The 12,479-nt window shown below is 71.0% G+C and carries 9 protein-coding genes; 4 read left to right on the top strand and 5 right to left on the bottom strand.

Annotated features, from left to right (window positions below):
* Nucleotides 1-455: 455 nt before the first annotated feature.
* The 3 genes from AB0M93_RS48290 to AB0M93_RS48280 all read right to left on the bottom strand — a co-directional run bounded on the left by AB0M93_RS48290 (nt 456) and on the right by AB0M93_RS48280 (nt 4,694).
* The gene (locus AB0M93_RS48290; protein ID WP_364288194.1) at nt 456-2,009 is read right to left on the bottom strand and encodes an amidase; all 1,554 of its coding nucleotides are present in this window, start codon (nt 2,007-2,009) and stop codon (nt 456-458) included.
* Entirely contained in the window at nt 2,009-3,352 is a 1,344-nt protein-coding gene (gene glnA / locus AB0M93_RS48285) for a type I glutamate--ammonia ligase (protein ID WP_364288191.1), read from the bottom strand. The genes AB0M93_RS48290 and glnA overlap by 1 nt, the downstream gene beginning before the upstream one ends.
* 61 nt (nt 3,353-3,413) lie before the next feature.
* Nucleotides 3,414-4,694 (bottom strand): MFS transporter, encoded by a 1,281-nt coding sequence (locus AB0M93_RS48280; RefSeq protein ID WP_364288188.1) that lies wholly within the window; start codon nt 4,692-4,694, stop codon nt 3,414-3,416.
* Between the two features lie 87 nt (nt 4,695-4,781).
* Here AB0M93_RS48280 and AB0M93_RS48275 point away from each other — a divergent pair, with 87 nt between their 5' ends.
* A complete protein-coding gene (locus AB0M93_RS48275; protein ID WP_364288185.1) occupies nt 4,782-5,399 on the top strand; it encodes an LppX_LprAFG lipoprotein in 618 nt (205 codons plus the stop codon).
* A gap of 1 nt (nt 5,400) precedes the next feature.
* Here AB0M93_RS48275 and AB0M93_RS48270 read toward each other — a convergent pair whose 3' ends face one another.
* Complete coding sequence (locus AB0M93_RS48270; protein WP_364288182.1) at nt 5,401-6,954, bottom strand: alpha/beta hydrolase; 1,554 nt, start codon at nt 6,952-6,954, stop codon at nt 5,401-5,403.
* Nucleotides 6,955-7,109: 155 nt separating this feature from the next.
* Here AB0M93_RS48270 and secA2 point away from each other — a divergent pair, with 155 nt between their 5' ends.
* The 3 genes from secA2 (at nt 7,110) to AB0M93_RS48255 (ending at nt 11,857) form a co-directional block, all read left to right on the top strand.
* On the top strand, nt 7,110-9,449 hold the full coding sequence (secA2, locus tag AB0M93_RS48265; protein WP_364288179.1) for an accessory Sec system translocase SecA2: 2,340 nt from the start codon (nt 7,110-7,112) through the stop codon (nt 9,447-9,449).
* 74 nt (nt 9,450-9,523) lie between these two features.
* On the top strand, nt 9,524-10,075 hold the full coding sequence (locus tag AB0M93_RS48260; RefSeq protein ID WP_364288176.1) for a DUF5565 family protein: 552 nt from the start codon (nt 9,524-9,526) through the stop codon (nt 10,073-10,075).
* 60 nt (nt 10,076-10,135) lie between these two features.
* Complete coding sequence (locus AB0M93_RS48255; protein WP_364288173.1) at nt 10,136-11,857, top strand: NAD+ synthase; 1,722 nt, start codon at nt 10,136-10,138, stop codon at nt 11,855-11,857.
* Here AB0M93_RS48255 and AB0M93_RS48250 read toward each other — a convergent pair.
* Complete coding sequence (locus AB0M93_RS48250; protein WP_364288170.1) at nt 11,854-12,468, bottom strand: VOC family protein; 615 nt, start codon at nt 12,466-12,468, stop codon at nt 11,854-11,856. The genes AB0M93_RS48255 and AB0M93_RS48250 overlap by 4 nt on opposite strands.
* Nucleotides 12,469-12,479: the final 11 nt, after the last annotated feature.

Genomic DNA, 12,479 nt, shown 5'->3' with positions numbered 1-12,479 from the left:
AATTAATGCTCTCAAAGGAACCTCACACGAGGTTCAATACATAAGCTCTACTGGCTTAGTTCACTAGCACACTGTTGAGTTCTCAAGCAACACACTCTGAATCCATCCGCGTTATCCGCGGCTAAATCCTCGGCAGTTGTTCCAAGCGATATTCACAAGCTTTTGGTCGAGCATGCCTCAGCCTACGGGTTTAGTCGTAGAGGATCGGCGGCCGCTCGTGGGCCGACGCTGAACATTACCCGGTCCGATCCGCGGTGTCAACCCGCTCGTCCCGGCCTGGTCTCCGGGGCTTGCGGCCCCGGTGTGACCCGGTGTTCCTGGCGACGAAGAGAAGATTACATGCCCCGGAACCGCCCCAAAACAGGGGGGTCACTTAACGGCATCGCCGCAGGTCAGAGTGCTTACAGACCGCTACGAGGGGTCGGCGCCGAGCCGGGCGCACGCGCGACCCGTCGCTACGACGGCAGCCTCGGCCGGTACCGGGGCGGGACCCGCGCCGGCGCGACCCGCTCGAAGTCCGCGGCCAACGCCAGCATCCGGGCGTCGGACCACCTCGCCCCCATGAACGAAATCCCGACCGGGAGCGGCCCGGCGAATCCCGCCGGCACCGTCACGTCCGGGTAGCCCGCGACCGCGGCCGGCGTCGAGGACGGGATCACGTCGTCGTCGCCCACCGCGCAGTCGGTCTTCCACGCCGGCGGGTTGGTCGGCGAGGCGATCGCGTCCAGTTGGTGCGCGGCCAGCGTCTCGTCGAGCGACCGGCGGGCGAGGTCCGAAAGCTCCGCCCGGCCGGCGCGGTACCCCGGGTCCGAAGGCGGCGGCGCGGCCAGTGCCTGCTCGAACAGCTCCTGCCCCGCGAAGCACGTCCGCTCCAGCGGGTCCGCGCGGTTGTAGGCGATCAGCTCGGCCAGGTTCCGCGGGCCGCGCGGGCGGGTTGCCAGGTAGGCGTCGATGTCGCGGTGGAACTCCGTCAGCAGCGCCGGGAACTCCAGTTCGGCCAGCCGGTCCTGGTACGGCAACGTCACCTCGACGACCGTCGCACCCGCCTTGACCAGGGAGTTTCGCGCCGACGTCATGATCGCGTCGGTGGCCGGGCCGAGGACCGGCAGCCGCCACAGGCCGATCCGCGCGCCGCGCAGCGCACCCGGGCGGAGCAGCTTCGCGTACTCCGTCGGCTGGGTGCGGGGATACGTCAAGGTGGCCGGGTCGGCCGGGTCCCGGCCCTGCAGGACCGACAGCGTCAAGGCCACGTCGACGACGTTGCGGGCGATCGGGCCCGCGGTGTCCTGCTCGGCGGAGATCGGCACCACGCCGGTGCGGCTGACCAAGCCGAGGCTGGGTTTGTGGCCGACCGTCGAGGTCATCCCGGCCGGGCACACGATCGAGCCGTCGGTCTCCGAGCCGATCGCCACCTGGGCCAGCGTCGCCGCCACCCCGGCCGCCGATCCGGCGGACGACCCGCACGGGTTGTGGTCCAGCACGTACGGGTTGTTCGTCTGCCCGCCCACGCCCGACCAGCCGGACGTCGGCTTGGCGGCGCGGAAGTTCGCCCATTCGGAGAGGTTCGCCTTGCCGAGGATCACCGCGCCGGCGTCACGCAACCGGGTGATCAACGTGGCGTCCTTCGCCGGATAGCTCCGCAACGCCCGCGAGCCGGCCGTCGTCCACTGGTCGCGTGTGTCGACGTTGTCCTTGACCAGGACCGGGATGCCGTCGAGCGGGCCGCGGAGGCGGTGCGCGCGACGCCGGGCGTCACTGGCCGAAGCCTGCGAGAGCGCCGCCGGGTTGAGCGCCAGGACCGCGTGGACCTTACCGTCGATCCGGTGAATCCGATCGAGGTAAATGCTGGTCAGGCGCACGGCCGAGAGCCGGCCCGACGCCATCCGCGCCTGCAGCGCCGGGATGTCGGCGGAGTCGAGGTCGAACTTCGGCGAAGCAACGGCGGGCGCCGTGGGGACGAGCACGAGTGCGGCGGCCAGGATCGCGAGGAACACCGGCCGCCGCCCCATCAGAGCACCGGCAACAGGGTTCGGAGTTCGTACGGGGTGACCGCGCTGCGGTAGTTGTCCCACTCCACGCGCTTGTTCCGGAGGAAGAAGTCGTAGACGTGCTCGCCGAGGGCTTCGGGCAGCAGTTCGGACTTCTCCATCTCGGCCAGTGCCTCTCCCAGGTTCTGCGGTAGCTGTGCGTACCCGGCGGCGCGCCGCTCGGCGTCGCTCAGCTGCCAGATGTTGTCCTCGGCGGGTGGCGGCAGCTCGTAGCCCTTCTCGATCCCCTTGAGCCCCGCGGCCAGGATGACCGAGTACGCGAGGTACGGGTTGCACGCCGAGTCCAGGGTACGGATCTCCACCCGCCGGGATGACGCCTTTCCGGGTGAATACATCGGGACCCGGACGAGCGCCGAGCGGTTCGCCCGGCCCCACGACACCGTCGTCGGCGCTTCACTGCCGCTGATCAGGCGTTTGTAGGAGTTCACCCACTGGTTGGTGACCGCCGAGATCTCCTTCGCGTGGTGGAGCACCCCGGCGACGAACGCCTTGCCGGTCCCCGACAGCTCGTGCGGGTCCTCGGCGTCGTAGAAGGCGTTGCGGTCGCCTTCGAACAGGCTGACGTGCGTGTGCATGCCCGAGCCGGGCTGGTCGGTGAACGGCTTCGGCATGAAAGTGGCGCGGACGCCCTGTGTCAGCGCGACCTCCTTGACGACGTAACGGAACGTCATCACGTTGTCGGCCATCGTCAGCGCATCGGCGTAACGGAGGTCGATTTCCTGCTGCCCCGGTGCCCCTTCGTGATGGCTGAACTCGACCGAGATGCCCATCGCCTCGAGGGTCTCGATGGCGTGCCGGCGGAAGTGCGTCGCCGTGGCGTGGCTCGCCTGGTCGAAGTAGCCGCCGTTGTCCGCGGGCTCCGGCTCGCTGCCGTCGTCCGGCATGGTCGCGAGGAGAAAGAACTCGATCTCGGGGTGCACGTAACAGGTGAAACCGGCCTCCGCGGCCTTCGACAGCTGGCGGCGCAGCACGTGCCGCGGGTCCGCCCAGGACGGCGAACCGTCCGGCATCGCGATGTCGCAGAACATGCGGGCCGAGTACGGGCCGCCGTCGGGGGTCTCCCAGGGCAGCACCTGGAAGGTCGCCGGGTCGGGCTTGGCGACCATGTCCGATTCGTAGACGCGCGCGAAACCCTCGATGGCCGAGCCGTCGAAGCCGATTCCGTCGTTGAACGCGCCTTCGAGCTCGGCCGGCGCGACCGCGACGGACTTGAGGAACCCCAGCACATCGGTGAACCAGAGACGAACGAAACGGATGTCGCGCTCCTCGAGCGTGCGGAGCACGAATTCCTGCTGGCGATCCATGGCCGCACCCTAACCACAGCGTGTTAACGGCGTGTTTCGCGACGCGCCGACGATGCCGAAGTCACGTCGCGAGCACCGGAACGGGCTTCTTCCCGCGCGTGATGGCCAGCGAGGCGGCCGACGCGATGATGGCCAGGACCGCGGCCGAATACCAGGCCAGGTTGTAGTTCCCGAGCTGGTCGCGGACCAGGCCGGCGGCCGAGGCGGCGAACGCCGCGCCGAGCTGGTGGCAGGCGAACACCCAGCCGAACACGATCGGGCCGGCTTCGCCGAACGCGCGGACGCAGAGCGCGACCGTCGGCGGGACCGTGGCCACCCAGTCGAGGCCGTAGAACAGGATGAACGCCCACATGCTCGGCTGCACGGAGTCGGTGAACAGCTGCGGCAGCAGGGCCAGCGAGAGCCCGCGCAGGGCGTAGTAGACGCCGAGCAGGATCCGCGGGTCGACGCGGTCGGTGAGCCAGCCGGAGAAGATCGTGCCGACGACGTCGAAGACGCCGACCAGCGCCAGCAGGCCCGCCGCGGTCGTCTGCGGCATGCCGTGGTCGTGCGCCGCGGGGACGAAGTGGGTGCCGACCAGGCCGTTGGTCGTCGCGCCGCAGATCGCGAAGCCCACGGCGAGCAGCCAGAATGTCCGGGTCCGGGCGGCCTGGCCCAGCACGAAGAGGGCGCGGCGGGCCGAGCCGGTCTTCGGTGCCGGGCGCGCGACCTCGGCGCCGGCCGGCGCGCCGTAGGCCGTGGTGCCGACGTCGGCGGGGTGGTCGCGGATCACCAGCAGGACCACCGGGACGACGGCGAGCGCGGCGATCGCGATCACCAGCGACGCCGTCCGCCAGCCCGAGCCCACCGCGAGGTTGGCGATCAGCGGGAGGAAGATCAGCTGGCCGGTGGCGCCCGCCGCGGTCAGGACGCCGGTGACGACGCCACGGCTGCGGACGAACCACCTGGTCGCGACCATCGCGGCGAAGCTCATCGCCATCGAGCCGGTGCCCAGGCCGACCAGCACGCCCCAGCACAGCACGAGCTGCCAGCTCGCGGTCATGAACACCGTGCCGCCGGCGCCGAGCGCGATCACGAACAACGCCGTCGCCGAGACACGCCGGATGCCGAAGCGGTCCATCAACGCGGCCGCGAAGGGCGCGAAGAGGCCGAAGAGCACGAGGTTGACCGAGACGGCCGAGCTGATCGTGGCACGCGACCAGCCGAACTCCTCGTGCAGCGGGTCGATGAGGACACCGGGAGCGGCGCGGAAGCCGGCCGAGGCGAGCAGCGCGACGAAGGCGGCACCGGCGATCAGCCAGGCGCGGTGCAGCTTCGGGGCGGGACGGGTTTCGACAGTCACCCAGGCAGTTTCTCCGCGCGCGCGGAGAGCCGAAAGTGGCCGGAAGGACATCCTCCGCAAGGATCAGGCCATCAGTAGGCTTCGGGGATGCGCCGCCTCGCCCTCCTGCTCGTGCTCCTGCTGCCGGCCGGCTGCACCGGATCGCCCGACACGCGCGGGCCGTTCCCGGCGGGGTCCGACCTGGTCCACGCCGCGGCGGCGTCGTTCGCCTCGGTGCGCAGCGTGCACTTCGCGGCCGGGGTCAACGGCGTGCTCCCGGGCTTCCCGCTCCGCCAGATCGAGGGCGACGCGACCCTGGACGAGGGCGGGACCGCGACCGGCACCGCCGACGTCCAGGACGGGGACGGGCACACCAAGTTCCCGTTCGACGTCCACGACGGGCAGGACTCGCTGCCCGACGCCTACCGCGTCGGCGCGTTCCTCGGCCCGCACGGCGGCCTGAAGCGGCTGCTCGACGGCGTGACCGACGCCAAGACCGAAGGCCGCGAGAACGTCGACGGCGCGCCCGCGCTGCGCGTCGCCGGGCGGGTGCCGGCCGCGGTGGCACACGGCGTGCTCGCGCCGATCGACGCCGACCTCACCGTCAAGGTGTGGGTCTCCGACAGCGAGCCGCGGCGGTTCGTCCGGCTGTGGGTGCAGATCCCGCCGCCGGACAACCACCTCAGCCCGGTGATGATCGAGCTGTCGCTGACCAAGCAGGCCTAGCTCACTGCCCCGAGCACCGGGTCCCGTCCGGCGGCAGCGTGCCGTCGACGAGGTAATCCGTGCCCGCCTGGTCCACGCACTTCACGCCCTGCAGGAACACCGTGTGCTGGGTGCCCTCGAAGGTGAGCAGCGCGCCCTTCAGGCCCTTCGCGAGGTTGACGCCGGCCTGGTACGGCGTCGCCGGGTCGTTGGTCGTCGAGATGACCAGCGTCTTCGCCAGCCCTTCGACGTTCGGCACGTGCGGCTCCGAGGTGTTCGGCACCGGCCAGAACGCGCAGGCGTCGCGCGCCGCCGAAGCCGGGCGGCCGTCGTCGAGGAACGGCGCCACCTTCACGTACTGCTCCTGCGCCTTGAGGATGACGGCCGGGTCCGTGACGCGCGGGTCGTCGACGCAGCGGATCGCCGTGAACGCGTCCTGCGTGGTCCCGTACTTGCCGTCGGAGTCGCGCTCGTTGTAGATGTCGGCGAGCTTCTCCAGCGTCGCGCCGCGCTGCTGCTTCAGCTCGTTGAGGCCCGAGTTGAGGGTGTCCCAAAGGCTCTCCTGGTAGAGCGCCTGGATGACGCCGGTGGTCGCGTCCTCGTAGGAGAGCTTGCGGCCGTCGCCGACCGGCACCGGGAAGTCGATCAGCGGCCGGGTCAGGTCCTGGAACGCCTTCACCGCGCCCCCGGCGTCCCCGCCGAGCGCGCAGTCCTGCTGGGCCGTGCACCACTTCGCGAACTGCGTGAACGCCGTCCCGAAACCCTGGCCTTGCGCGACCAGGGACTCGACCGCGTCCTGCTCCGGGTCGACCGCGCCGTCGAGGACCATCGCGCGGACGTTCTTCGGGAACGCCTCGGCGTACGCCGACCCGATCCGGGTGCCGTAGGAGTAGCCCAAATAGGTGAGCTTTTCGTCGCCGAGGACCGAGCGGAGGACGTCCAGGTCCTTCACGACGTCGCGCGTGCCGACGTTGGCGAGCATCCCGGTGCCGTCGTCGGTGCGCTGGGCGCACTTCGCGGCGAAGTCCTTTTCCTGCGATTCCTGCTTCAGCACGCCCGCCGGCGAGCCGTCCGTTTCGCTGTCGTCGGCGCGGTCGGCGTCGCGCTCGGAGTCGGTCAGGCAGTGGATGGCCGGCTGGCTCGCGCCGATCCCCCGTGGGTCGAATCCGACCAGGTCGAAGCGTTTTCCGAGGCCGCTGCTCGTCACCGGCTTGACCAGCCCGGCGGCGGCGACCATGCCCGAGGCACCCGGGCCGCCGGGGTTGATCACGAGCGAGCCGATCCGGTCGCCGGTGGCCTTGTGGCGGAGCAGGCCCAGCGTGATCGTGTCCCCGGCCGGCTTGGCGTAGTCCAGCGGCACGGTCAGCCGCGCGCACTGGACGTCCTTCGCCTGGAACGCCGATCGCGAGTCTTCCGACGTCGCGTAAGGTGCGCAGTCGGCCCAGGCCAGGCTCTGGCCGTAGAACCGCTCCAGCCCGGCGGGCACCGGCCCGGACGGCGGGTGCGACTCGGTCGTCGGGGCGGGCACCGCCGATCCGGTGGACGTGCAGGCGGCCAGCGAGGCCGTCATCAGCACGGATGTCGCAATTGCGGTGATCCGGCGACGACCGGACCTGGCGCTGGGATGAGGGAACACGGTTGGATCGTCCCATCCGGCCGCGGAACTCGAACGCACCACCGTCGCGTTGGGTGGTGGAGGCCGGTCGAGCGAGAGAGAACGGGAGACCAGGGGTGGCAGCACTGATCAGCCGGGTGGGCAAGAAGCTCCGCCGGATCATCCAACGGCCGGGCAGCGTCGAGCTGACCCGCTACGAAGCACTGCTGCCCGCGGTCGAGAAGCTCGAACCCGAGCTCGAAAAGCTCTCCGACGAGGAGCTGACCGAGCGGGCGGGCAAGCTCCGCGAGAAGCTGAAGGACACCGCGTTCGGCGACGAGCAGCTCATCGAGGTGTGCGCGCTGGGCCGCGAGGCCGCGCGGCGGGCACTCGGCGAGCGCGCGTTCGACGTGCAGGTGCTGGGCACCATGGGCCTGCTCACCAAGCACGTCGTGCAGATGGAGACCGGTGAGGGCAAGACCCTCGCGGGTGCGCTGGCCGCCGCCGGCTACGCCCTCCGCGGAAAGCGCGTTCACGTCGTCACGGTCAACGACTACCTGGCCCGCCGCGACGCCGAGTGGATGGGCCCGGTGTACGCCCTGCTCGGCGTGTCGGTCGGCTGGGTCGAGCCCGCGCACTCCCGCGAAGAGCGCCGCGAGGCCTACGCCAAGGACGTCACGTACGGCGCCGTCGCCGAGATCGGTTTCGACGTGCTGCGCGACCGGCTGGTGACGTCGGTCGACGACCTCGTCCAGCCCGCTCCCGAGGTCGCGATCGTCGACGAGGCGGACTCGGTGCTGGTCGACGAGGCCCGCGTCCCGCTGGTGATGGCCGGCTCGATCGACCACACCGACGCCGACGAAGAGGTCGCGAAGGTCGTCCGGCGGCTGCGTCTCGGCCTGCACTACGAGACCGACAGCGAAGGCCGCAACGCGTGGCTGACCGACGCCGGCGCGTCCGTCGTCGCGAAGTCGCTCGGGCTCGAGGTCGACGACCTCTACGGCGAGACGGCGTCCGACCGGCTGCCCGCGGTGAACGTCGCGCTGCACGCCCACGCGCTGCTCACCCGCGACGTCGACTACCTGGTCCGCGACGGCAAGGTCCAGCTCATCAACGCCGCCCGCGGCCGCGTCGCCGAGCTGCAGCGCTGGCCGGACGGCCTCCAGGCCGCCGTCGAGGCGAAAGAGCAGGTCACCGCGACCGACCGCGGCGAGATCCTGGACTCGATCACCGTCCAGGCGCTGCTCGCGCGCTACCCGGAGGTCGCAGGCATGACCGGTACCGCGGTCGCCGTCGCCGAGCAGCTGCGGGAGTTCTACGAACTCGAGGTCGCGGTCATCCCGCCGAACACGCCGAACATCCGCGAGGACCTCGAAGACCGGATTTTCGCTTCGCCGTCGCAGAAGCTGCGGGCGATCGAGGAGGAGATCCGCACGGTCCACGAGACCGGGCGGCCGATCCTCGTCGGCACCCAGGACGTCGCCGAGTCCGAGGAGCTGGCCGAAAAGCTGGCGAAGGTCGACCTCGAGTGCGTCGTGCTCAACGCGCGCAACGACGCCGAAGAGGCCGCGATCATCGCCGAAGCCGGCAAGAAGGGCGCGGTCACCGTGTCCACGCAGATGGCGGGCCGCGGTACCGACATCCGGCTGGGCGGCACCGACGGCGCCGACCGCGACGAGGTCGTCGAGCTCGGCGGGCTGCACGTCATCGGCACCGCGCGGTACCCGTCGAGCCGCCTCGACGGCCAGCTGCGCGGCCGCTCCGGCCGTCAGGGCGACCCGGGCAGCGCGATCTTCTTCGCGAGCCTGAACGACGAACTCGTGCTGTCGAACGCGCCGGACGTGCCCGAGGGCATCACCGACGACGAGGAGACCGGCGAGATCACCGACCCGGCGGCCCTGCGGCAGCTCAACCACGCACAGCGCGTCGCCGAGGGCGTCGACCTGGAGATCCACCGCAACACCTGGCGCTACACGCGGCTGATCGAGCGGCAGCGGCGTGACCTGCTGGTGCACCGCGACAAGGTGCTTCGCACCGCGTACGCGGCGGAGCAGCTGGAGAAGGCGCACCCGGAGAAGTTCGGCGAGCTGAAGGAGAAGCTCGACGACCAGGACAAGCTGGAGCAGATGTGCCGCGAGGTGCTGCTGTTCCACATCGACCAGCTGTGGTCGGACCACCTGGCGTACCTGACCGACGTCCGCGAGAGCATCCACCTGCGGGCGCTGGCGCGCGAGACGCCGCTGGACGAGTTCCACCGCGCGGCGATCCCGGAGTTCCACAAGATCATCGCGGAGGCGGACTCACGGGCGGCGAAGACGCTCGAAGAGGCCGAGCTGACCGACGAGGGCATCGACCTCGGTGACGCCGGCGTGCGGCGGGCGAACACGACGTGGACGTACCTCGTGCACGACAACCCGTTCGATTCGGACTTCGAGCAGACCATCAAGAAGGTCCGCAGCATGATCAAGCGGAAGTAGTTCTTCGTTCGGAAGCCCCCGTCCGGTTCGCCGGGCGGGGGTTTTCCGGTTGCCAGGCCGGAGAAGATGGGAGCATGCAGAAGATCCCGACGCTGTTCCGGCGCGACCCCGGCGACCTCCGGCGCGTCACCCGCGAAGTGCACCCGGCGTGCCAGTGGGTGCTCGACGGCGAGGGCGCGCCGACCCGCAAGTACGACGGCACCTGCGTCCGGCTCGACGAGTCCGGGGCCTGGTGGGCGCGGCGCGAAGTCAAGGCGGGCAAGACCGCGCCGGCCGGGTTCGAGCCCGTGCAGACCGACCCGGCGACCGGCAAGACCGTCGGCTGGGAGCCGGTCGCGCAGTCGGCGTTCGCGAAGTTCTTCGACGAGGCCCGCGACCGGCTTCCCGCGCCGGTTCCCGGCACCTACGAACTGTGCGGCCCGAAGGTCAACGGCGATCCGGAGCGGCTGGGCGAGCACCGGCTGGTGCCGCACGCGACCGCCGAGGAGTTCGAGGACGTCCCCCGCGACTTCGACGGGCTGATGACCTGGCTGCGCGCGCACCCGGAGTTCGAAGGCGTCGTCTGGCACCACCCGGACGGGCGAATGGCGAAGCTCAAGCACCGGGACGCGGTGGCGTCCACCTGAGCGTGGCGTTTCCCCCACATTCGCTCGGCCTTCCGGGTGAGCGTGGGACAGAATGGCGGCATGCCGCAACTGCGCATCGCGCTCGCCCAGGTCAACCCCACCGTCGGCGACCTCGACGGCAACGCCGACCTGCACGTCGAATGGACGCGCCGGGCCGCCGAGGCCGGCGCCCACGTCGTCGTCTTCCCGGAGATGTCCCTGACCGGGTACCCGATCGAGGACCTCTCGCTGCGCAAGACTTTCGCCGCCGCCTCGCGGCAGGGCGTGGAGTCGCTGGCGCGCCGGCTCGACGAGGCCGGCTGCGGCGAAGTGCTCACCTACATCGGCTACCTCGACCTCGACGACGTCGGCCCGCGTGACGCCGCCGCCGCGCTCTACCGCGGCGAGGTCGTCGCGCGGCAGTTCAAGCACCACCTGCCCAACTACGGCGTCTTCGACGAGCACCGCTGGTACAAGCCGGGCACGACGCTCGACGTCGTCCGGTTCCACGGGCTCGACATCGGCATGGTCATCTGCGAGGACATCTGGCAGGACGGCGGCCCGATCTCGGCGCTGGGCGGCGCCGGCGTCGACCTCGTCGTGGCACCGAACGCGTCGCCGTACGAGCGGTCGAAGGACGAGCAGCGGCTGCCGCTCATCGCGCGCCGCGCCGCCGAAGCCGGGGCACCGCTGGTCTACACCAACCAGGTCGGCGGGCAGGACGACCTCGTCTTCGACGGCGACTCGCTCGTCGTCGGCGCGGACGGCACGCTGGTGGCCCGCGCGCCGCAGTTCGTCGAGCACCTGCTCGTGCTGGACATGGACCTCGCCGCGGGCGGGCACGCCGGCGACGGCGAGCTCGAAGGGCTGCACGTCCGGCGCCGCGTGCTGAGCTCGGAGCCGCTGCCGGCGTACCCGGCGTCCGCCGAACCGGTGATCAGCGAGCCGCTGTCCGACGAAGCCGAGGTGTGGCACGCGCTGGTCGTCGGGCTGCGGGACTACGTGCACAAGAACGGGTTCTCGTCGGTCACCTTCGGGTTCTCCGGCGGCATCGACTCGGCGGTCTGCGCGGCGCTGGCCGCGGACGCACTCGGCGGCCACAACGTCTACGGCGTCTCGATGCCGTCGAAGTACTCGTCGGGGCACTCGAAGGACGACGCCGCCGACCTGGCGCGGCGGATCGGCGCGCACTACCGGGTCGAGCCGGTCGAGGACATGGTGCGCGTGTACGTCGACCAGCTTTCCCTGACGGGCCTCGCCGAAGAGAACATCCAGGCGCGCACGCGCGGCATGCTCCTGATGGCACTGTCCAATCTGGACGGTCACCTGGTGCTCGCCACCGGCAACAAGACCGAGCTCGCCGTCGGGTATTCGACGATCTACGGCGACGCGGTCGGCGCGTTCGCCCCGATCAAGGACGTCTTCAAGACGCACGTGTGGCAGCTGGCCCGCTGGCGCAACGCCGAGGCGGCGAAGAACGGCGAAACCCCGCCGATCCCGGAGAACTCGATCACCAAGCCGCCGTCGGCGGAGCTGCGGCCGGGCCAGATGGACACCGACTCGCTGCCGGACTACGCGCTGCTCGACGACATCCTCGACGACTACGTCGAAGGCGACCGCGGGTACGCCGACCTGGTCTCGGCGGGCTTCGACCCGGAGACCATCGACCGCGTGGTGCGGATGGTCGACAAGGCCGAGTACAAGCGGCGCCAGTACCCGCCGGGCACGAAGATCACGTTCAAGGCGTTCGGCCGCGACCGGCGGCTGCCGATGACCAACCTGTGGCGCGAGGGCAAGGCCTAGCTCAACGCGACCTGGCGGCCGTCCGGAGTGCGCAGCGCCGCCGTCAGGCCGGCCTTGTTCGCGCGGCGCACCAGGAATTCCAGGCCGAGCGCGTCCGTCGCCGCGTGGACGGACGCCGGGTCGGGGTGGGTGGCCGTCACCATCAGGAGCGGGATCGAGGGCAGGCCGCGGGTGGTCGGGTGCGGCGTCGCACCCCAGTCGATGAGGAACGGGTGCAGCGTGCCCGGGGCGCTCGGCGGGGTCAGGCGCCAGCGCAGCGTTTCGCCGTCGCCGGTTTCGCGGGACATCTCGGTCGCGTCGCCCGGGTCGAAGCCGTGGGTGCGGTCGGCCGCGATCGTCGCGTCGATGTCCGGCGTCCGGACCGCCCAGGCGACCAGCGCGGGCTCGGTCAGCTCGTCGATGCCGAAGGGGCGGGGCACGCCGGGGGCGGGCTGCTCCGGGTCGGGACCGATGACCTCCAGGTACATGCCCGCGCCGAGGTCGGCGAGGTGGTTGGCGGTGCCGAGGCCGACGTGACGGCCGCCGGGCGCGGGCGTGACGCCGGTGAGCGCGGTGACGCGGGCGACGGCCTCGGCGAGGTCCGGGCCGGCGTAGACGAGGTGATCGAGCACGGACCCATCTT

The organism is Amycolatopsis sp. NPDC051102, assembly GCF_040682815.1.
GTDB lineage: Bacteria > Actinomycetota > Actinomycetes > Mycobacteriales > Pseudonocardiaceae > Amycolatopsis.
The sequence above is the reverse complement of the archived record's forward strand: the minus strand, read 5'-3'. Positions and strand labels throughout refer to the sequence as shown.

Excerpts from the sequence above, each read along its gene's own strand:
- AB0M93_RS48255 (WP_364288173.1), top strand. The coding sequence starts at position 10,136 with ATGCCGCAACTGCGCATCGCGCTCGCCCAGGTCAACCCCACCGTCGGC.
- glnA (WP_364288191.1), bottom strand. The coding sequence starts at position 3,352 with ATGGATCGCCAGCAGGAATTCGTGCTCCGCACGCTCGAGGAGCGCGAC.
- AB0M93_RS48290 (WP_364288194.1), bottom strand. The coding sequence starts at position 2,009 with ATGGGGCGGCGGCCGGTGTTCCTCGCGATCCTGGCCGCCGCACTCGTG.
- AB0M93_RS48275 (WP_364288185.1), top strand. The coding sequence starts at position 4,782 with ATGCGCCGCCTCGCCCTCCTGCTCGTGCTCCTGCTGCCGGCCGGCTGC.
- AB0M93_RS48260 (WP_364288176.1), top strand. The coding sequence starts at position 9,524 with ATGCAGAAGATCCCGACGCTGTTCCGGCGCGACCCCGGCGACCTCCGG.